The organism is Lonepinella sp. BR2474 (assembly GCF_051851555.1).
GTDB lineage: Bacteria > Pseudomonadota > Gammaproteobacteria > Enterobacterales > Pasteurellaceae > Lonepinella.
In genome coordinates, this window is record NZ_JBPDVH010000004.1 from 114,156 (window position 1) to 136,991 (window position 22,836).

16 protein-coding genes are annotated in these 22,836 nt (G+C 41.5%); 2 read left to right on the top strand and 14 right to left on the bottom strand.

Features of this window, described 5'->3' with window-relative positions; translation table 11 throughout:
• Positions 1 to 4: 4 nt before the first annotated feature.
• The 5 genes from ACTG7Q_RS06630 to sucA form a co-directional block, all read right to left on the bottom strand.
• Complete coding sequence (locus tag ACTG7Q_RS06630) at positions 5 to 541, bottom strand: DUF5358 domain-containing protein (protein WP_439242297.1); 537 nt, start codon at positions 539 to 541, stop codon at positions 5 to 7.
• A gap of 159 nt (positions 542 to 700) precedes the next feature.
• Positions 701 to 1,570, bottom strand: a complete 870-nt coding sequence (sucD, locus tag ACTG7Q_RS06635) for a succinate--CoA ligase subunit alpha (protein ID WP_439242141.1) — start codon at positions 1,568 to 1,570, stop codon at positions 701 to 703.
• Positions 1,571 to 1,579: 9 nt separating this feature from the next.
• Entirely contained in the window at positions 1,580 to 2,740 is a 1,161-nt protein-coding gene (gene sucC / locus ACTG7Q_RS06640) for an ADP-forming succinate--CoA ligase subunit beta (protein ID WP_439242143.1), read from the bottom strand.
• 59 nt (positions 2,741 to 2,799) lie between these two features.
• Positions 2,800 to 4,011: a 2-oxoglutarate dehydrogenase complex dihydrolipoyllysine-residue succinyltransferase gene (odhB, locus tag ACTG7Q_RS06645; protein WP_439242145.1), complete on the bottom strand. Its 1,212-nt coding sequence runs from the start codon at positions 4,009 to 4,011 to the stop codon at positions 2,800 to 2,802.
• A 29-nt stretch (positions 4,012 to 4,040) separates the two neighbouring features.
• Positions 4,041 to 6,857: a 2-oxoglutarate dehydrogenase E1 component gene (sucA, locus tag ACTG7Q_RS06650; protein ID WP_439242147.1), complete on the bottom strand. Its 2,817-nt coding sequence runs from the start codon at positions 6,855 to 6,857 to the stop codon at positions 4,041 to 4,043.
• A 326-nt stretch (positions 6,858 to 7,183) separates the two neighbouring features.
• Between sucA and ACTG7Q_RS06655 the strand changes: the two genes are divergently transcribed.
• The gene (locus tag ACTG7Q_RS06655) at positions 7,184 to 8,467 is read left to right on the top strand and encodes a citrate synthase (protein ID WP_439242149.1); all 1,284 of its coding nucleotides are present in this window, start codon (positions 7,184 to 7,186) and stop codon (positions 8,465 to 8,467) included.
• 78 nt (positions 8,468 to 8,545) lie between these two features.
• On the opposite strand, the gene ACTG7Q_RS06660 is transcribed toward ACTG7Q_RS06655, so the two are convergent.
• From ACTG7Q_RS06660 to ACTG7Q_RS06695, 8 genes are all read right to left on the bottom strand, one after another.
• Positions 8,546 to 9,271, bottom strand: coding sequence for an amino acid ABC transporter ATP-binding protein (locus tag ACTG7Q_RS06660; protein WP_439242299.1), 726 nt, complete (start codon positions 9,269 to 9,271; stop codon positions 8,546 to 8,548).
• Positions 9,272 to 9,308: 37 nt separating this feature from the next.
• Positions 9,309 to 10,436: an amino acid ABC transporter permease gene (locus tag ACTG7Q_RS06665; RefSeq protein ID WP_439242151.1), complete on the bottom strand. Its 1,128-nt coding sequence runs from the start codon at positions 10,434 to 10,436 to the stop codon at positions 9,309 to 9,311.
• Positions 10,437 to 10,443: 7 nt separating this feature from the next.
• Positions 10,444 to 11,622 (bottom strand): amino acid ABC transporter permease, encoded by a 1,179-nt coding sequence (locus ACTG7Q_RS06670; protein WP_439242153.1) that lies wholly within the window; start codon positions 11,620 to 11,622, stop codon positions 10,444 to 10,446.
• A gap of 38 nt (positions 11,623 to 11,660) precedes the next feature.
• Positions 11,661 to 12,683, bottom strand: a complete 1,023-nt coding sequence (locus ACTG7Q_RS06675; protein ID WP_439242155.1) for an amino acid ABC transporter substrate-binding protein — start codon at positions 12,681 to 12,683, stop codon at positions 11,661 to 11,663.
• A gap of 144 nt (positions 12,684 to 12,827) precedes the next feature.
• A complete protein-coding gene (locus ACTG7Q_RS06680; protein WP_439242157.1) occupies positions 12,828 to 13,136 on the bottom strand; it encodes a type II toxin-antitoxin system RelE family toxin in 309 nt (102 codons plus the stop codon).
• A complete protein-coding gene (locus tag ACTG7Q_RS06685; protein WP_439242159.1) occupies positions 13,126 to 13,386 on the bottom strand; it encodes a type II toxin-antitoxin system Phd/YefM family antitoxin in 261 nt (86 codons plus the stop codon). The genes ACTG7Q_RS06680 and ACTG7Q_RS06685 overlap by 11 nt, the downstream gene beginning before the upstream one ends.
• 141 nt (positions 13,387 to 13,527) lie before the next feature.
• Entirely contained in the window at positions 13,528 to 15,378 is a 1,851-nt protein-coding gene (typA, locus tag ACTG7Q_RS06690) for a translational GTPase TypA (protein WP_439242161.1), read from the bottom strand.
• Between the two features lie 140 nt (positions 15,379 to 15,518).
• A complete protein-coding gene (locus ACTG7Q_RS06695; RefSeq protein ID WP_439242163.1) occupies positions 15,519 to 15,677 on the bottom strand; it encodes a DUF1328 domain-containing protein in 159 nt (52 codons plus the stop codon).
• 344 nt (positions 15,678 to 16,021) lie between these two features.
• On the opposite strand from ACTG7Q_RS06695, the gene ACTG7Q_RS06700 reads away from it, so the two are divergent.
• Entirely contained in the window at positions 16,022 to 18,040 is a 2,019-nt protein-coding gene (locus tag ACTG7Q_RS06700; protein ID WP_439242165.1) for a BCCT family transporter, read from the top strand.
• Between the two features lie 59 nt (positions 18,041 to 18,099).
• Here ACTG7Q_RS06700 and ACTG7Q_RS06705 read toward each other — a convergent pair whose 3' ends face one another.
• Positions 18,100 to 22,725, bottom strand: coding sequence for an exo-alpha-sialidase (locus tag ACTG7Q_RS06705; RefSeq protein WP_439242167.1), 4,626 nt, complete (start codon positions 22,723 to 22,725; stop codon positions 18,100 to 18,102).
• Positions 22,726 to 22,836 lie beyond the last annotated feature (111 nt).

Consider the following 22,836-nt stretch of genomic DNA (forward strand, 5'->3'; position numbering starts at 1 on the left):
AAAACTACAACAACAATGCGGCTCCCCACTTAATAATATCAAAAAAGAATTTATTATCGTCCGTGGCGGCTTTGGTATTTGCGTTTGCAGTGCCGTTTTCTTTGTTTTCTTCCACCATGGCAGATTTACGCTCACCTTTTACTACGGCCAAATCATCTCGGGCTTTAGTACGTAATACGGCACATTGTTTATTTTCCAGATTTTCTACATCCGTTCTAGATTTGTATTTTTTAAATTGATAGGTGGCATAATCCATGGCTTTTTGATCGCCTTGAATGATTTTGACGTTATCTTCGCCGATAATGTCCTCTAAAGGATAGAAAAACACATATTGAGAATGAATGTAGCTATCTTCTTTTTGAAAATGCTCGTATTGAATTCGAGTTAAATTCGGATAAATACATTGCTCCGTTTGTTTAGCCACAAACGCCCATTTTTGTGCATTGCTATCTGATAGTTCATAGGCCGCACCAGCATATTCTGCAGGAATTGCAGATTGTTTATCACCAAAACTGCAAGCCGTTAAGGAAAGCAAGAGCATTGAAAGAGAGAATTTTTTAAACACAATAATATCCTTGAAATAAAACCCTAAGCCTATTTTAAAGGGAAAATTGATTTCGTCAATCACATCACAAAAAAGTGCGGTGTAAAAAAATCAATATTTTTACACCGCAGTTTAAGATTGAGGACGTAGCTTTAACTATCCCAACAATTTTTTCAATGCCTCACCAATTTCAGCCAGACTTTGCACCGTGGTCACGCCTGCGTCTTGCAAGGCTTGAATTTTCTCAGCGGCAGTACCTTTCCCGCCACTGATAATCGCCCCTGCATGCCCCATGCGTTTGCCTTTTGGTGCGGTCATCCCGGCAATATAAGAGACCACAGGTTTCGTTACATTCGCTTTGATAAAAGCCGCCGCCTCTTCTTCCGCTGAACCGCCGATTTCGCCGATCATCACAATCGCCTCAGTTTCTGGATCCTGTTGGAAACGTTTGAGAATATCAATAAAGTTAGAACCCGGAATTGGGTCACCGCCGATGCCCACACAAGTGGATTGACCAAAACCGTTATCGGTGGTTTGTTTCACCGCCTCATAGGTTAACGTACCAGAACGAGAAACAATCCCCACACGGCCTTTTTTATGAATATAACCCGGCATAATACCGATTTTACATTCATCTGGCGTGATAATCCCCGGGCAGTTTGGTCCGATCATCACCACATCGGTTTGCGCCAGTTTTTGTTTCACGGTTAACATATCCACCGTTGGAATGCCCTCGGTGATACACACGATTAATTTAATCCCTGCGTCAATGGCCTCTAAAATCGCATCTTTACAGAATGGTGCAGGGATATAAATTACACTCGCCGTTGCCCCAGTTTGCTCCACCGCCTCACGCACCGTATTAAAGACAGGTAACCCTAAATGCGTGGTGCCGCCTTTATTCGGTGATACGCCGCCCACTAATTGCGTGCCGTAGGCTAACGCTTGTTCACTATGAAAGGTGCCTTGACCACCAGTGAAACCTTGGCAAATGACTTTGGTATCTTTATTAATTAAAATTGACATAACCGCTCCTTATTTCACTGCATTGACCACTTGTTCAGCGGCATCTGTTAAACTTTTGGCGGCCAGAATATTCACGCCGCTTTTGGCTAAAATATCACGCCCCAATTCCGCATTATTGCCCTCAAGTCGTACCACCACCGGCACGCTGACACCGATTTCGTTGACTGCCGCAATAATGCCCTCTGCAATCAAGTCGCAACGCACAATGCCCCCGAAAATATTGACTAAAATAGCTTTCACATTAGGGTCAGACAGAATAATTTTAAATGCACCTGCCACACGTTCTTTGGTGGCACCACCACCCACATCAAGGAAGTTGGCGGGTTGGCCACCGTGCAGTTTGATGATGTCCATGGTGCCCATAGCAAGCCCTGCTCCGTTCACCATACAGCCAATACTTCCCTCTAAGGCCACATAGTTTAAACTTAAGGCTTCTGCTTCTGCTTCACGACCATCTTCTTGGCTTGGATCTTGCATGGCTTTTAAATCTAGTTGGCGGTATAAGGCATTGTCATCCACCACGATTTTGGCATCTAAACAATGTAAGTCGTCATTTTGTAAAATCACTAATGGGTTGATTTCTAATAAGCTCAAATCTTTTTCCATAAACATTTTGCTTAATTGGGTAAATAAATGTGCAAATTGAGCCACTTGTTTGCCTGTTAAGCCTAATTTGAATGCTAACTCACGACCTTGATAAGGTTGTGCACCAATTAAGGTATCAATGGCCACTTTGTGTAATAAGTGCGGTGTTTTTTGAGCCACTTCTTCAATGTTCATACCGCCCTCCGTTGATGCCATAAACACCACACGTTGTGAGCTACGATCAATCACGGCACCTAAATAAAGTTCTTTTTTCACGTCGGCACAGGCTTCTACGTAAATGGTATTAATCGGTTGACCACGGCTGTCGGTTTGGAAAGTGACCAAACGTTGACCTAAAAATTTGTCAAAAAATGACCGCACTTCGTCAGTGGATTTCACCACTTTTACGCCCCCCGCTTTACCCCGTCCGCCAGCGTGAACTTGGCATTTAGCGACCCAAGCAGAACCGCCCAATTTTTTAGTGGCGTCAATGGCTTGCTCAACATTTTGGCAAGGATACCCCTCACTGACCGGTAAACCATATTGTGCAAAAATTTGTTTGGATTGATATTCATGTAAATTCATGGACTGTCCCTTTTATTTGATGTTAGGGGCATGGCTGCCCCACGAAAATAATCGAAAAATTAAATATCCAATAATAATCTGGTTGGATCTTCAAGCAATTCTTTGATCGTCACTAACGCCCCCACGCTTTCACGTCCGTCAATTAAACGGTGATCGTAAGAAAGGGCGAGATACATCATTGGGCGAATCACCACTTGACCCTCTACCGCAATCGGACGATCTTTAATAGCGTGCATGCCTAAAATCGCACTCTGTGGTGGGTTGATAATCGGTGTGGACATGAGGGAGCCAAATACGCCACCGTTGGTAATGGTAAAGTTACCGCCGGTTAATTCTTCCACGGTTAATTTACCATTTTGGCCTTTTTCCGCTAAGGTTTTAATTGCTTTTTCAATTTCGGCCATGCTCATTTGATCACAATCACGCAATACCGGTGTCACCAAACCACGTGGCGTCGATACCGCAATACTGATGTCAAAATAATTGTGATAAACAATATCATCACCATCAATAGAGGCATTAATTTCTGGATAACGTTTTAACGCCTCCACCACAGCTTTCACGTAGAAAGACATAAAGCCTAAGCGTACACCGTGGCGTTTTTCAAATTTTTCGCCATAGCTTTTACGCAATTGCATAATCGGTTGCATATCCACTTCGTTAAACGTAGTCAACATGGCGGTGGTATTTTTTACTTCAAGCAAGCGTTCTGCCACACGTTTACGTAAGCGAGTCATTGGCACACGTTTTTCACTGCGTAAATTGGCTTGTGAGAAATCTCCACCAGTTTGTACCGCAGTTTGGGATTGATTTGCTAAAGCACGATCTACGTCTTCTCGGGTAATTCGACCGCCTACGCCGGAACCTTTAATGGCTTTCGGGTCAAGATCATGTTCTGCGATTAAGCGACGAATAGCGGGGCTTAAATCTTCTTGATGATCTTGTGAATCTGGATTTAAATTAGCGGTTTGGCGATCCGCAGGGGTGGCCTCGGTTGTAGCGACTGGCGCGGAGGCACGAGCACCATCCACTTCGGTACTTAATTTACCAAGAACCTGATTGCTCACCACTGTTGCCCCTTCGTTTTCAGCAATGCTCGCAACCACACCGTCCGCACTGGCCGGTACTTCTAGCACCACTTTATCCGTTTCAATTTCCACTAAAATTTCATCACGGCTGACGGTTTCACCCACCGCTTTATGCCATTTAACCACCGTTGCGTCCGCAACACTTTCCGGTAATACTGGGGTAAGAATATCTAAATCACTCATAATATTTCCTTTTTAATTGTGTATTAAAATTAAGCCGATAACGTCAACGCCTCGGTGACTAAATTTTGTTGCTGTTCATTATGTAACGCCATGTAACCAGCTGCCGGTGAGGCGGAGGCCGGTCGTCCCACATAACGCAAATTCGCATCCGCAGGAATGCTTTGCATAAAGTTATGACGAGAACAATACCATGCGCCTTGATTTAACGGTTCTTCTTGGCACCACACGTAATCTTTCACATGAGAATAATCCCCCAAAATAGACCGCACTTCGTCCTCTGGATAAGGGTAAAGTTGCTCAATCCGAATGATCGCCACATCGCTTTGATTATTTTTGCGACGACGTTCTAATAAATCGTAATACACTTTACCCGAACAGAACACCACTCTTTTCACTTGTTTTGGATCAATCTCATCAATTTCACCAATCACATTTTGGAATGTACCGTAGGTTAATTCTTCCAGAGCAGACACCGCTAACGGATGACGTAACAAGGATTTTGGTGAAATCACCACCAATGGACGGCGAACCGTACGCAACATTTGACGGCGTAATAAATGATAAATCTGGGCTGGCGTGGACGGTACGCAAACTTGCATATTGTGTTGCGCACAAAGTTGTAAATAGCGTTCCAACCGAGCAGAAGAATGCTCAGGGCCCTGTCCCTCATAACCATGTGGGAGCAATAACACCAGACCACACATTCTGCCCCATTTTTGTTCGCCCGAACTGATAAACTGGTCAATCACCACTTGTGCACCGTTGGCAAAATCACCAAATTGTGCCTCCCAAATAGTGAGCGTTTTCGGCGTGGTGGTGGCATAGCCATATTCAAAGGCCAGTACCGCCTCTTCGGAAAGCACAGAATCCCATACTTCAAAATTACCTTGTTTATCATGCAGGTGACATAATGGCACATAGCCTGTTCCGTCATTAATACAGTGTAGCACCGCATGACGATGGAAGAATGTCCCCCGTCCGCAGTCCTCACCGGATAAACGGATATGATAACCGTCATCTAACAAGGTGGCGTACGCCATGGTTTCGCCCATGCCCCAGTCGAGCAATTTTTCGCCTTTAGCCATTAAGGCACGATCGGCGTAAATTTTCTCCACGCGAGAATGAATCGGGTGCGTTTCTGGATATTGTGAAATGCTTGCCGCTAAGGCTTTAAAGCGTTGTGTGTCAAAACGACTTTCATAGGTCGCATTCCATTCTGGATTTAAGAACTGCAACCAATCCACTTTATCGTAATTCATTTCACGCCATTCAGGCACCACTCGTTCACCACGATCCAAGGCATCACGGTAATTATTGATAAATCCAGTGGCTTTTTCATTATTGATCACGCCGGCGTTAATCAGTCTGTCGGCATAGACTTGACGTGGTGTTGGATGGGCTTTGATTTTTTTATACATCATTGGTTGGGTGGCGGACGGTTCATCTGCCTCATTATGCCCATGACGACGATAAGACACTAAATCAATGAAAATATCACGCTTAAATAAAGTTCTAAATTCCACCGCCATACGAGCTGCATAGGCCACCGCCTCTGGATCATCACCGTTCACATGAATAATCGGTGCCTCAATCATTTTGGCAATGTCGGTACAATAAACGGTAGAACGTGTATCTTTCGGGAATGAAGTGGTAAAACCAATTCGGTTATTAATGACGATACGAATGGTACCGCCCACCGTATAGCCACGAGCATCAGACATATTCAAGGTTTCTTGTACCACCCCTTGACCTGCCACCGCACTGTCACCATGCACCGTAACCGCTAGCACTTTGCGATGATCATCATCACCAATGCGTTTTTGTCTGGCTCGCACGGAACCGGTGACCACTGGGCTGACAATTTCTAAATGCGATGGGTTAAAAGCCAACACTAAATGCACGAGACCATCATCCGTCATAAAATCCGAAGAAAAACCTTGGTGGTATTTCACATCACCGGTGCCATTACCATGATGTTTACCGGCAAATTCATCAAACAATTCCGCCGGCTTTTTACCTAGCACATTCACCAACATATTCAAACGTCCACGGTGTGCCATGCCGAACACCATTTCTTCCGTGCCTTGTTTCGCCCCATGACGAATAATTTCTTTAATTAACGGCACAAAGGCATCACTGCCCTCTAAGGAGAACCGTTTTGCCCCTGGGAATTTTGCCCCAATATAACGCTCCAAACCTTCTGCAGCGGTCAGCTCGGCTAATAATTTTTCCTGCTCGGTTTGGCTAAAGTGCGGTGCATTTACCCAATTTTCTATTTGTTGTTGTAACCAAATCCGTGCATCTAAATCATTGACGTGCATAAACTCCAAGCCAATTCTGCCACAATAGGTTTTCTTTAAGGTTTCCCCCAATTCACGCAAACTGATTTTTTCTTTGTGGAAAATATGACCACTTAAATCAAATACTTCATCAAGATCCGCCTCAGTCAGATTATAATAGCGAGAATCTAACGTGGGAACATCCGGTTTTTCCCGTAAATTAATCGGGTCAACATCCGCTAATAAATGCCCACGATAGCGATAAGCGTTGAGCCATCTTAATACGCTGGTTAAACGTTCCCCTACTTTAGGATCAATCACCGTGACCCCTTTGGGTGATTTTTCCAACGCTAAGCGACGAAAATACTCACGTATCGGCGAATGGGCTTGTTCAGGTTGACTTGACGTCGTCGTGTTTTTGGCTAAATGATCAAAAACATCTCGCCAACTCAGTTCCACAGAATCAGGATCTTCAAGATAACGCTCATAAAGATCTTCAATATAAGCCTGATTGCCACCAGACAACGCACTTTGATCGAGCCACTGCTGAAATGAATTCTTCTGCATCGTGTTCCTACCTATATTAAATTTTAATATCCATCATACACAAAAAATTTAGAAGTGATAAATCTCATCTAAATTAGTGTAACTTTACCTTATTCTGAAAAAGAAAAATATGATCTACGTCACACTTTTGAAATTTAACAAAAAATTTACATACTTTTTTGCAGACAAAACATACAAAATAGAGTTATATTTAGACTATGTTAATTTTTAAACCAAATTTGGAACGCCATCATGCGATCTATTAAACTATCATTATCCTTTAATAGACACCTATGACGTTCACAAAAACATAACATAAACACAACAAATGACAAAAGGAGTGAACCATGTCTGATTTAACAGCAAAACTAAGTTTAAGTGATGGTCGAGAATTTGATTTGCCGATACATAAAGCCAGTTTGGGCTATGATGCCATTGATGTGCAAGCACTCAGTAAAAATCACTTATTCACCTTTGACCCCGGTTTAATGTCCACCGCCATGTGTAAATCGGAAATTACCTATATTGATGGTGAACAAGGGATTTTATTACACCGCGGTTATCCAATTCATGACCTTGCCATGAATTGCGATTATTTAGAAGTGGCGTTCTTATTACTTTATGGCGAACTCCCCGACAAAGACGATTATGCGGAATTTAGCCAAGTGGTGCGTAGACATACCTTAGTTCACGAACAATTATCCCGTTTTTTCCACGGTTTCCGTCGTGACTCACACCCCATGGCCGTGATGTGTGGGGTCAGTGGTGCCTTGGCCGCATTCTATCATGATATATTAGATGTGAGTGATGAAGAACACCGTAATTTAACCGCACTTCGTTTGTTAGCCAAAATGCCAACCTTGGCCGCCATGTGTTATAAATATTCCATTGGGCATCCGTTCATGTTCCCACAAAACAATCTCTCTTATGCGGGCAATTTCCTGTATATGATGTTTGCCACCCCGTGCGAACCTTATGTCGTCAACCCTGTATTGGAAAAAGCCATTAACCGCATTTTGATTCTGCACGCTGACCATGAACAAAATGCGTCAACCTCCACCGTACGGACAGCCGCCTCCTCTGGTGCTAACCCATTTGCTTGTATTGCAGCGGGGATTGCCTCCCTTTGGGGACCTGCACACGGCGGGGCCAATGAGGCTTGTATTAAAATGTTAGAAGAAATCGGCACCGTGGATCGTATTCCTGAATTTATTGCTCGAGCCAAAGATAAAAAGGATCCGTTCCGTTTAATGGGATTTGGTCACCGTGTGTATAAAAATTACGACCCTCGTGCCAAAGTCATGCGTGAAACTTGTCATGAAGTATTACAAGAATTAGGCATTAACAACCCATTATTACAAGTAGCCATGGAATTAGAACGCATTGCCTTAACCGATCAATACTTTATTGATCGCAATCTCTATCCAAATGTGGATTTCTATTCCGGTATTATCTTAAAAGCCATTGGTATTCCAGTGTCCATGTTTACCGTGATCTTCGCCTTAGGTCGTACCGTGGGTTGGATTTCCCACTGGAAAGAAATGTACGATTTCGGCACCTTAAAAATTGTGCGCCCACGTCAAGTGTATACGGGTTATACTGAGCGGGAATTGGAAACCGATAGAGAATAATCAACTCAATGATCTCAACAAAAAGTGCGGTGAAAAACACCGCACTTTCTCTTTTTATCTCGTCTAGCTTGTTTCGTCCTACAAAATCTGCGCCAGAAATTGACGTCCTCGTTCAGATTTTGGCTGACGGAAAAATTCATCCGGTGGCGTTTGTTCAATAATACTGCCTTGATCCATAAACACCACAGAGTCCGCTACTCGTTGAGCAAAGCCCATTTCATGGGTCACGCATAACATGGTGATACGTTCTTGTTCGGCCAGTTCTACCATCACATCTAACACTTCTTTCACCATTTCAGGATCCAGTGCCGAAGTGGGTTCATCAAATAACATCACTTTCGGTGACATACACAAAGAGCGTGCAATCGCCACACGTTGTTGTTGTCCACCCGATAATTGCCCAGGGTATTTATTGGCTTGATCGGCAATTTTCACCCGTTCTAAATAGCCTAAGGCGGTATCAATGGCCGCTTGTTTGTTCTTTTTTAACACCCAAACTTGCCCTAAGGTCAGATTTTCCAATACCGTCAAATGCGGGAATAAATTAAAATGTTGGAACACCATGCCCACTTCACGGCGAATTTGTTCCAAGTGTTTCACATTGTTATCTAACACCACGCCATTCACGGTCAATTCCCCGCTTTGATGATGTTCTAAGCCGTTAATGCAACGAATCATGGTTGATTTACCCGATCCTGATGGCCCTGCAATCACGATTTTCTCGCCCTCATTCACGCTGAGATTGATATTCTTCAGGACATGGAAATCACCATACCATTTATTCACATTGCTTAATTGCACCATGACTTTAGACACAAATTCGCTCCTTATATTGCTTTAATTAACGCTGTCTGGCCAACTCTAACCGTTGCTCAATATAACGAGAGTAACGAGACATCGCATAACAAAAAATAAAATAAATAAACCCAATAAAGACGTAAGCCTCTACGCTAAAACCTTGCCACTGCGGATCCGCTAAAGCGACTTTGGCCGAGAGGGTTAAATCATAAATGCCAATAATCACCACCAACGAGGTATCTTTAAAGATCGAGATAAAAATACTCACTAACGGTGGAATCACCACTTTTAAGGCTTGTGGCAAGATAATGAGTCGCATACTTTGCCAATAACTCAACCCTAACGAGGCGGCGCCCTCAAATTGTCCTTTCGGTATGGATTGCAACCCACCACGCACCACTTCGGCAATATAAGCGGACACATACACAATCACGGCAAGTTGCGCACGAAGTAATTTATCCAATGAAAAACCATCCGCAAAGAACAACGGCACCATCACCGAGGCCATAAATAACAAACTGACAAAGGGCACGCCACGCACCAGTTCAATATACGTAATGGATAATGAACGAATAATTGGCATGTCTGAACGGCGACCTAAAGCCAGCAAAATGCCTAATGGCGTGGCAAATAAAATCCCGAAAATCGCCAAAATCAACGTGATGGGCAAGCCGCCCCAACGTGCGGTTTCTACTTCAGTTAAACCAAACAAACCGCCGTGCATAAGCACGCCACAAATGGCCAACACGACAAGCCAAATACCGACTAAAGATTTTCGCCAAAAACGTGGAATGGCACTCAAAACAATCAAGCCAATCAACAAAATGCACACAATAAACGGTCGCCATTGTTCATCAAAAGGATAAATGCCCAATAAAATCATGCGGTATTTATGCTGCACAAAGGACCAACAAGCTCCTGTTGAGGCATGACAGGCCTGCCCGCTGTCTGCGGTGAAATTCGCTTGTAACAAACCCCATTCCACCACAGCAGGAATAGAAAAGAGTAAGAACCACAACACTAAAATCGTGGCCAAACCATGTGCAGGTGTGGCAAATAAATTCTGTTTTATCCACAATCCCACGCCAGTTTGTTGTGGCGGACGAGCTGGCAAAGGCTCAGAGAGTGATTGCGGTGCAGAAAGTGCGGTGTTTTTTTCGCTTAAATTCATCGTTTCCCTACCTTTCTACTAATGCCATACGTTTGTTATACCACGCCATAAAAATCGCAATGCTAATACTGATGGTAAAATACGCCAACATAATGATCATCACTGCCTCAATGGCTTGTCCGGTTTGGGTTAACATCGTGTTGACAATAGACACAATATCTGGATAACCAATAGCTACGGCTAATGAGCTGTTTTTAGTGAAGTTCATAAAGGTATTACTCATAGCAGGAATCATCACCCGCACCGCTTGTGGCATAATAATTAAACGCAAAGTTTTGAACCGAGACAATCCTAAAGATTCCCCAGCCTCCCATTGGCCTTTATTCACACTTTGAATACCCGAACGCACAATTTCGGCCACAAATGCCGCCGTGTACAGCACTAAACCGAGCAATAACGCCGCCAGTTCAGGGCTAAAATGCCAACCGTTAACAAAATTAAATCCTTTAAGTTCGGGTTTGACGACGTCCAATTGCCAACCTGATAATAATGCTGCCAATACAGGGAATATCACAAAAAAAGCCAAGCTAATCGAAAAAACGGCGGTAGTTTTTCCGGTTTTATTTTGTTTATGTTTCGCCCAAAAGGAGAAAATAACCGAGGCAATGAGCGCAAATAATAGGCCAACGAGCATCCAAGACACCGAATCCCCTATTAAAGCAGGGATTTTTATACCACGATTTGATAGAAATACCCCGTCTATCGGGTTTAAGGCTTGACGAGGACCGGGTAAATTTTCAGTGAGTAAGGAATACCAGAAGAATAAATGAATCAGTAATGGGATATTCCGCATCACTTCTACATAAATCGCCGCCAATTTATTGACTAACCAGTTGGCAGAAAGCCGAGCTACGCCAATAACCGTGCCGAGAAATGTAGCCAATACAATCCCAACAAAAGAGACCAGTAAGGTATTAAAAATTCCGACCTTGATGGCTTGCCAATAAGTATCCGTCAGATTATAGTCAATTAAGGATTCACCAATGGCAAAGCCCGCCTCTTTATCTAAAAAAGCGAAACCCGTTTGAATATTGCGAGCGGCCAAATTATGCAGGGTATTATCGACTAAATACCAAACAAAATAAACCACGACCGCCAAGATCAGCGCTTGATATAACCAAGCTCTGGTATTGGCGTCGTTCAAAGAAAATGAGATTTTTTTCATTATATAATAACGGGGCGTCATACTAACGCCCCTCTATTTTTTAGTTAATATCGGAGAAATTAACGAATCGGTAAACCGTAATGTAAACCGCCATTCGTCCACAAATTATTTAATCCACGTGGAATCTGTAATGGGCTGTCTTTACCCACATTGCGGTCAAAACTTTCGCCGTAATTGCCCACTTGCTTAATAATATTGTAGGCCCATTTGTCGTCTAAACCTAGATTTTTACCGGTTCCCTCCGTCACGCCTAACAAACGTTGAATATTTGGATTTTCGCTTTTTAATTGCGCATCCACATTGGCACTGGTTAAGCCTAATTCTTCTGCATTAAATTGGGCTTGTAATGTCCATTTCACAATGTTAAACCATTGTGCATCACCTTGACGTACAAACGGTGCCAATGGCTCTTTAGAAATTAAATCAGGTAACACCACATAATCATCTGGGTTAGATAAACGTGAAATACGAATTGAGGCTAAACCTGACGCATCCGTAGAATACACATCACAACGACCAGACGCAAAGGCATTGACGACTTCGTTAAATTGATCGAATACGACTGGCGTATATTTAATATTGTTCGCTCTCGCCCAGTCTGCTAAGGTATTTTCGTTTGATGTACCCGTTTGTAAGCAGATAGTTGCGCCATCTAATTCTTTGGCACTTTTCACGCCAAGATCTTTTTTCACCAAGAAACCTTGTCCGTCATAGAAATTTACCCCAGGAGATTGTAAACCCAGTGCAGTATCACGTTGTTGGGTAATCGTCGTGTTACGCGTTAATACATCAATTTCACCCGATTGAAGTGCGGTGAAACGTTGTTGAGAATTTAACGGCACGGTTTTAAATTTAGTCGCATCACCAAACACCGCAGCCGCCACAGATTTACATAAATCCACATCTAATCCTTTCCATTCGCCTTTATCATCAGGTGCAGAAAAACCGGCAAAGCCAGTGGTGGTACCACAAATCACATGACCACGTTGTTTTACGGTATCTAAGGTTGAAGTGTCAGCAGCAAAAGCATTGCTACTCAATACGGTCGCCACGGTGGCAGCTAATAAGGTTAATTTTTTCATAAAGTTCTCCAAAAGGGCTAAAAATTAAATTGGGTCAACTTTAATAAAAAAAGAGTATATAAGCAAATAAAATTACAGCATATCAAAGATGATTTGGTTATAAGAGGAAAATGGCGTAAAAAATACCGCACTTTTTAGTCAGTTTTAATGCAATGTTTCATCCTTATCCTGCAAACGAATCATCGCCATCTCATAGACTTCCGAACGTTCACGTTTACCCACGGCAATCACTTTAACCACAATACGTTCATCAATCACCTGATAAACCAAGCGATAGCCTGATTTGCGTAGTTTGATTTTGTAACAGTTAGGCATATTATTCAATCTAGCACTGGGGATATGCGGTTGTTGGCAACGCTCTTGTAATTTCTTTAACAATTGATGAGCAATCGTTTTATCCAATTTTTTTAACTCTTTCATTGCCTCTTTTTTGAAAATAAGTTTATAGTTCATTGAGTAAATCCTCGAGGTTTACTTCAATTTCTTCATCATTCTCACGTTCACGCACAATTTCGGCTAATTCCATATCTTCAACCATATCCATAAAGCGTTCAAACAATGCTGGCGGTAAACAATAAAATGCAGGTTCATTGCGATTAAGAATAGCAACCGCTCCGCCCTCACCTGCGGCGACAGTGGCCATCGGGTTAATTTTTAGTTCAGTAATACTGGCAATGGTATTGGTTAGAATAGTACTTGGCATGATTATCACCTTTTTAATCGTGTTTAATTTAGTGTTTATTATGGTGCGATTAGAAAATTATGTCAATACAAAAAACACCAGAAAAAAACCGCACTTCTGTCATATCACAAAAGTGCGGTCGATATTTACATTATTTTTGAATTAATGAATACTCGTACTCACCGTGGTACGATTCGCCCGTTTACGATCATTTTCCGTCAGTAATTTTTTACGAATACGGATTGAGGTTGGCGTGACTTCCACTAATTCATCATCATCCAAAAATTCAATAGCTTGTTCAAGGGTGAATTTCACTGGCGTGGTTAAAACAATCGCATCATCTTTACCTGACGCACGCATATTGGTCAGTTTTTTACCCTGTAAGCAGTTCACGGTTAAATCGTTAGAACGGCTATGAATCCCGATAATTTGACCTTCATACACTTCCACACCGTGATCGATCATCAATTTACCACGCTCTTGCAAACCAAATAAGGCATAACCCAAGGCTTTCCCTGTGGCGTTAGAAATCAATACGCCGTTTTTACGTTGCCCGATTTCACCTGGTTTGATGTCATCATAATGGCTAAATGTGGAATAAAGCAAGCCAGTACCGGAAGTCATGGTCATAAATTCGTTACGGAAACCGATTAAACCACGGCTTGGGATCACGTATTCTAAACGTGTACGGCCTTTGCCATCTGGTTGCATGTCTTTCACTTCGCCTTTACGAATACCCAAGGCTTCCATCACCGAACCTTGATGTTGTTCTTCAATATCAATGGTGACTTGCTCAAATGGCTCTTGTTTTTTGCCGTCAATGGTACGATAAATCACTTTCGGACGGGATACGGCTAATTCATAGCCCTCACGACGCATATTTTCGATTAACACCGATAAATGCAATTCGCCACGACCTGACACACGGAATTCATCTGGGTTTGGGGTTTCTTCCACACGCAATGCCACGTTATGCACCAATTCTTTATTTAAGCGTTCTAAAATTTGGCGAGAAGTCACATATTTACCCTCTTTACCACAGAACGGAGAAGTGTTAACACAGAAGAACATGGTCACGGTTGGCTCGTCAACACTTAATGCAGGCAAGGCCTCCACGGCATTAATGTCACAAATCGTGTCTGAAATATTCAGTTCACCTAAGCCAGTAATGGCCACGATGTCGCCGGCAAAAGCTTCATCTTCTTCATAACGCTGTAAGCCTAAATGGCCTAATACTTGACCAATACGACCTTGACGAGTACGACCCTCGCTATTAATTACGGTCACCGCTTGGTTTGGTTTGACTGAACCACGTTTAATACGCCCAATACCGATAACGCCCACATAGCTGTTATAGTCTAATTGGGAAATTTGCATTTGGAACGGTTCATCAAGATGCACGGCTGGCGGTGAAACATGTTCCACAATAGCCTCAAATAATGGCGTCATATCTGGTGCCAATTCTTCGTGTTCTAAGCCGGCTACGCCCATTAAAGCGGATGCGTAAATAATTGGGAAATCTAATTGTTCATCTGTCGCACCCAAGTTTACAAATAAATCAAAGACTTGATCCACTACCCAGTCAGGTCTTGCCCCTGGGCGGTCAACTTTGTTAATCACCACAATGGGTTTTAAACCATGGGCAAAGGCTTTTTGTGTCACGAAACGCGTTTGTGGCATTGGGCCGTCAAAGGCATCTACCACGAGTAATACAGAATCCACCATAGAAAGTACACGTTCCACTTCACCACCGAAGTCGGCGTGTCCTGGGGTATCTACGATGTTAATACGGTAATCATTCCAGTTAATTGCGGTATTTTTGGCTAAAATGGTAATGCCACGTTCTTTTTCAAGATCGTTACTGTCCATCACACGCTCATCACCATCGCCATTACGAGCAGCTTCTAAGGTGCCGGATTGTTGTAAAAGTTTGTCAACCAAGGTTGTTTTACCGTGGTCAACGTGTGCAATAATTGCGATATTACGCAATTTATTAATATCTAAATCTGCCATTAAGTTGTCTTCTATTGTTTTAAAATTTTGAATTTTCTCACCGCACTTTTTCTCTGCACGGTGAAAGGTCGCAAATTATACAACTTTTTTGCACAATGAGCTATTAAATAATCCAACTAAATCATGCAGACCCATTTAGCTTAACGTTTACGCCCAAAAATGAACGAGACAATGGATAGAATAATAAAGGCACCAAATAATACTTTAGCGATTCCCACCGCACTTCCGGCAATGCCACCGAAACCTAACACACCAGCAATGATGGCAATAATAAAAAATACAATTGAATAATGTAGCATAAATATTCTCCTATTATGTTTTTAATTAAATACTTTCCATATCATGACTTTCCTGTTATTTGAACTCAGAAAGCACTTTTACCTTAACATAAATTTAACATAAAGAGAATTTTTATATCAAAAAATGCTTAAACTTGAATTTTTATAAATTTTTTATTATAATAAGCGAGTTTTGGGTATCTATGCCCACGATTGGCAAGGACTCTCGCCAACTTAACTATCTAACTAAATCCCCTGTCTTGTAGGGTGTCGTAAATTAATTTTTATTTCATATATCATCTACTTTTTGCTTTATTGCCTAAAAAGTGCGGTATTTTTCGTTAAATTTTTTGGAGAACTTATTTTTGAATGTGTTACAACAAATGCGTGCTAATAGCACCTTAAAAGCCCCGATTTTTATTCCGACCACTATATTAGTGCTAGCCGTTGTGATTTTCTGTGGATTTTTCCCTGAACAAGCTCGGATTAGCTTAAATGCCGTTAAACAAGTGGTGTTTGCCAATTTTAGTTGGTTCTATATCCTAGCCGGCTCAATCTTCTTTCTCTTTTTAATCTTTTTATGCGTTAGCCGATTAGGTGACATTCGCTTAGGATCGGATAGTGACGAACCTGAATATCCTTTTGTGTCATGGATAGCCATGTTATTTGCCGCAGGAATGGGGATTGGATTAATGTATTTTGGTGTCGCTGAACCTGTTTTACATTATCTTAATCCAGTGCATCAAGGCTTAAATCAATCGGAATTGATCAAAGAGGCCATGATGAATACATTCTACCATTGGGGCATTCATGCTTGGGCAATTTATGCCGTCATTGCCTTGGCACTCGCCTACTTTGGATTCCGTTATAAATTACCATTAACCGTGCGTTCCGGTTTCTATCCCTTGCTAAAAAACCGCTTATCTGGATTCTGGGGACATGTCATTGATACGGTTGCATTATGCAGCACCATTTTCGGTTTAACGACCACATTGGGTTATGGTGCAATGCAAGTCAATGCTGGGTTTAATGCCCTAGGCGTATTTGATAGCAATAGCTTTGGCACTCTGGCTTTATTGGTGATTATTGCCATGACATTAGCCGTCATTTCTGCCGTCTCTGGCGTCGGTAAAGGGGTTAAAATTCTCAGTGAAACCAACCTTGTATTGGCAGGAATTTTATTGGTATTTGTCATCATTTTTGGCCCAACACTCGAATTATTTTCAGGTTTAACCGAAAACCTAGGTTATTATTTCAGTTCATTATTAGAAATCAGTTTCCGTACATTTGCCTATGAACAGGATAAACAAGGTTGGCTAAGTGGATGGACGGTGCTGTATTGGGCATGGTGGGCATCTTGGGCACCTTTTGTCGGCCTATTTATTGCTCGCATTTCCAAAGGCCGTACCATTCGTGAATTTATTCTCGGCGTACTCTTTGTGCCGTCATTATTTAACATTTTATGGATGACCACATTCGGCGGTTCCGCTATTTGGGTTGACCAACAAACTGGTGGTGAATTGGCGGCAATCAGTGGCAATACGGAGCAACTATTATTTGGTTTCTTCCAACACTTACCATTTACCACATTTTCTTCGTTGATTGCCTTGATTATTATCTCCATTTTCTTTGTCACCTCGGCGGATTCAGGCATTCTCGTGCTTAACAATATTGCCTCGCAAGGTGAACCTAAAGCACCGAAATGGCAAAGTGTATTTTGGGGCATTATGTTGGCAGTATTAGGTCTCTCTCTGCTCTATTCTGGTGGGCTTGATTCCTTGCAAACCATGACGTTAATTATTGCCTTGCCGTTTATGCTGATTATGTTGATCTTATGTATCGGTCTTTGGAAAGGTTTAATGATTGACGCCCAATATTTCAACAAAGAATTCTCCTCTGGCAGTGCTAATTGGAGCGGTAAAAACTGGAAAGAACGCTTAGAAAAAATCGTTAATCCAACGGATCGTAAAGACATCCGACGTTTCCTAAATAAAGTCGCTCGCCCAGCCTTTAGCGAATTGGTAACTGAATTTGAAAGCCATGGTTTAACAGCCAAAATGAACTTTATTGACGGCAAAAATCCGAAAATAGAATTTGAAGTGATTAAAGAAAACTTACGTAATTTCTTATATGGTATTGAATGCCAATCTCGTGAGCTATCAGATTTAGTGGTTGATGATGCCAACGTACCAAATATGGACGAAAGCAAAATTTACGAGCCAATTACTTACTTCATTGACGGTCGTCAAGGTTATGATGTGCAATACATGACCAAAGAGGAATTGATTGCTGACGTATTAAAACAATACGAACGCTTTATGAATCTTGCCATGGATGACACCCATGACTTAATGACAGCAGATGTGGAAAATATGGCGGAGTAATCGCCATATGTACGACAAGGCGGATAAATCATTATCCGCCCTGTTGACTATTGCGTTAACTAGAATGAATATTCTAATTTCGCCCCGACATTGGTTTGTTTCACTTTTGAATCAGACACAGAATGACGGTGGTTCACTTGAAGACCAAGTCTAAATTGCGGCGTTAATTTGAAATCTGCATTGGCTTTCACCACCACGGCATTATCCAAGCTACCCGTATTGAAACGGTCGCCATTCACTACCACTTGTTTGTTGTTCTCGTTATGATGTTCATACAATGCCCCAACGTTTAAATCAACGTGGTCATTTTCCCAACCAAAGTAAGAACCCACATGTTGGCTGAACACTTTAAACGGCTCGGTATGCACCTTGAGCTGTGCAGAAGATTTATCATCAATACTCATATCAAAATGTTGATAACTTAACCCTGCCACTGGGGTAACAGAGAATTGACCTAATTTAAATTTATAGCCCAATTCTGTTCCAATTTGATATTGCTCGCCTTTAATGGTAGCAATATTTCGTTCTGTGGCGGATACTTTACCATCATGCCAGTGAATACCAAGGTGCGTATTCAATAACACATTATTCCATTCATTGTGCATCGCTAACATCAAAGAAGTAGATTTATATTTGGTTGAACTATAACCATCTGCCGCTTTTGGTGTTACTTTTTGTTGACTAAATGCCACGCCAGCATGTAATTCTGTGCTATCAGATACTGGCATATAGCTACCAAATAACGTGGTATTTTGAATGGATTCATAGTTATAACCATAATCCGCAAAACCTAAATCGGTTTTATAGTCTGAACGAGTATGACGCTGCTCAACATAGAACCCTTTTTTCTGTTTCGCCCAAAGATTATCGGTAAACATATCACGCACGGTGGTACCCTGATACATAGCAGCAGAGTTAGCGACTAAGTAAGATGGCACTTGAGAAACCACTTGATAACGAGTAGCTGACTCTTGGGTTGCTGCTGCAGCGGCGGCTGCGACAACACTGTCTGGTGCTTCAGAGAGTGTATTTTCATTTCCACTTAAACCATCTTGTACTGTTCCATCAGGTAACGCAAGGCCCTCTGCAAGCACTTGCCAAACAATTAAATCATCAGGTAAAGCTGTTGTCACACCCTCACCATTTTGACTAACGACCAAATCATTAGGTAGTTCTGGTGCTGTTACCCCCTCACCATTCGCTGTCACAATTAAATCACTTGGCAACTCTGGGGCTGTTACGCCTTTACCGTTTTCTGTCACAATTAAATCGTTTGGCAATTCTGGTGCGGTTACACCTTTACCATTTTCCGTTACAATCAAATCATCTGGTAATTCCGTTGTTACTACTTCGCCATTTTCTGTCAAGACTAGCTCAGGTAACGTATTTTCATTACCACTCAAACCGTTAGGCACAGTGCCATCAGACAATCTGTAATTTTCAGGCACGACATCCCAAGCGATCAAATCTTCCGTTGGCATAACTTCTGGAGCATTAGGCAATGGGGCATAAACCACATTACTAACCATTTTACCGTCTTCTCTGATTAATTTACGATGTAATTGATAATCGTAGTAATTACCTGCACGTCCTTTCTCAAAACTGACCAATTCAAATTGATAAGCAGATTCTACTTTTTCAGCCACCGTACCTAAAGCAAAAGCATCAATGCGATCGACATCACCATACACTTTCACCAAAGATAAGCCTTCATCCACATCATAATGCCCATCTTTATTTTTATCGGACACCCCATCGGTTACATCGCCTGAAAGAACGATATTCACGGGGGTTTGTGTGGCAGAGCGATAATCACCCTCTACAATCACAGCACCATGATCCCATTGGGACATATCACTGTTATTGTTATTGATACCGACAGTTAATGCACCAGTATGAATAAACTTCGCATCCCCAGCAACAGAAATCGCATTGCTATCAGCATGTTGCACATTATCAGCAAACAACAATGTCCCCTTGTTTACGGTCACATCATGTAATAACGCAGTTCCTGACAAGGTCAATTTACTTTCGGCAGTTTCAGGGGCATAAACTAAATTAAGATCACCACCAGCATTTCCTACATAACCGCTGAATTTGTGGCTACCATTCACCGCATAAGTAAAAGTGGCTTCGCTATCGGCTTTAGTGTTGATAATATTCCCCACCATTTCCGTACTGCGTAAGCCGGTGGTTTCTTCATTCTCGCCATTTTTAACCATAATATTTACGCCATTAAGGTCAAGATTGGCATCTTTCTCTAAGGTTAAATTGCTGAAATTGACCTGTTCAGAATCGGCTAAACGCACAGTGGCATTGGCTTTAACGTCAACTTTTGCATAGGCTTGTTTGTCACCCTTTTCATCCGCACTTTGATTTAATGTGGCAATTCCCTCACGCACTTCAAGGTTTGCAAGGTTTTTACCTTTGCCGACTTTAATCATTTCGCCGTCGCCGATTTTGTAGAAAGTTTCTTCATGTGGGCTGTTTAGGGTCACTTCTTGATGTGTATTATCTCTGACATCACGATAGATAAAATTACCTTGCCAGAATAACTCTTCTAAATTAAACCGCACATATTGAATATCCCAACCTGATTTACTTTCATACAAAATACCTATCGAACCATCTGGTAACTCAGTTAAACTGTTGTAAGCATACTGCCCTTGTGCATCATCTGCTGCTTCAAAACCTGTGCTATATTTCCATTCAATGGAACCATCCTCTTGTACCTCACCCAACCAAGCCTTACCATTTGAACGAGTCGTCGCATGTGGATTTGCAAATACTATATATTCTTTACCATCAATTAATTTAGAATATTTAATCACAGATAATTGAGAATATGGATCAACCAAGGTTTTATCTGAGTCAACTGATGTCCAATGATAACCCCCATCTGTACTGGTCGAAATTTTTACGTGACCGCTACGATTACGAGAAAATAATTTTAATTGACCATTATTTAATTCAATCACTTGAGATTCTGTTAATTCTTGAGAATTGTCTGAAATATATTCTGAACCACCCTCATCACTATACAAGTAATCATTTGGTGACTCCCCTAATTTCCAAGTTACACCACCATCTTCACTAATAATCAACGCAGCAGATTGTTTATTCAGCGTATTTGTATAATACACTGGCATAACTAAATTGCCATTTTTTAATTGAATCCCTGTTCCTGGACCAGTCCCTAAGAAACGCATCCAATCTTTTTTCACTTGTTGAGATACGTTGACCGGATTGGACCACGTTTTACCTTCATCATCACTATGTGTAAGCCATAAAGAAACTGTTTTTTGAGCTTTCAACGGCGCACTATGATTCCCTTCATAGCTAGATAACAAATAAATATTACCTAAAAGGTTTTCACCATCATAAAGATCACCTAAATCTTTAAAATGTTTATCAGCATCACCATTTATCACTACATGATAGGTCGTTTTTTCATTGGATTCATTATAAACCGCCCCATTTTCACGAATAGTATAGATTTTCCCAGCACTATCGGTTAATTTTTGATAAGACTTACCATCAATCGTGATGTAACCACTGCCTTCCCCTTCCTGATTACTAATATTACCGAAACCACTTGATTCAGGGAACATATCCACCAACATAAAAATACGGCCTGAATTTTGATCTTGAACTAATAATGGGTCAATTAAAAAAGCAGAATTAGCAGGATTATTGCCTACTGTATAAGGTTGGCTTGCTAAATCAATTACGGTTTCTGCAGATTGCCACGTTTTACCGCCATCTAAACTACGGTGAATAATCGTATCAATGTTTCCCCAGTCATACCAGTGTGCATAACGTTTATCCGCTGCTGCAATTACCGTGCCTTTTTGGGTTGTTAAAAGAGCTGGAATACGATAACCGTAGGCGTCATCGCCTTCCCCTTCTGGAACTTGTGTGCCTTTAAAAATAGCTTCTTTTTCCGTTTTATAAGCACCTAATCCTGAGGATTTTTCTGATAAATAGGTACGCTCAGCCGTCCATTTTGTTTTATATGTTTCATCTTCAGCTTTCAACTGTTCATGTAATTTTGCGATCACATCTTCTGATAGCACGTTATCAGTAGCTCCTGCATAAGACACGTCACCTGTCACTTCATAATTATTTCCACCCGCTCTTGCAGTTTTACCCACATAAGCCGTATTTAAAGTCGGAATATCACTGAAAAATTTCGTACTACCGGTATAAGTTTTTTGCAATCCCCCATCCACATAAATTTTAATTTGATTGGTAGCTTTATCAACAGTGTAAGTAATCGTACGTAGGTCATTGCTCGCCTCCATCGTTGGCGTCAATAAGTCTGCATTTGGAATTAAATTTTTACCACTTGCATCACGAATTTCAACACCATATTGGTCATATTGTTGACCATTTTTAGTGGTTCTTGATGTATAAAATGCAATATAAGTATTTGGCTTGCTTGAATCAGATACACCTAAAATACTATAAACACCATTTCCTTTCGTATTACTATAACGGAAAGTCAATGACCCACTATCTTTTGAAAAAATACTATTAGTCTTAAATTGATCAGTCACGTCTACTGCATTTGAAAACGGCATATCACCGCTATAATTGAAAACTGAATCCACTGCAAAAGTTGAACTGCTAATCGCCGCTGAAATTAACAAAGATAATGCTGTTTTTTTAAGTAACTTCTTCATAATTGTCCCCTTACAAGGTGTAAATGAAATGATAGAATAGAGCAAATTTTGAATTATTTATTCAAAACCTATCATACAAAAAAAAAAAAACTCCAGTAAAGCGGGAAATAT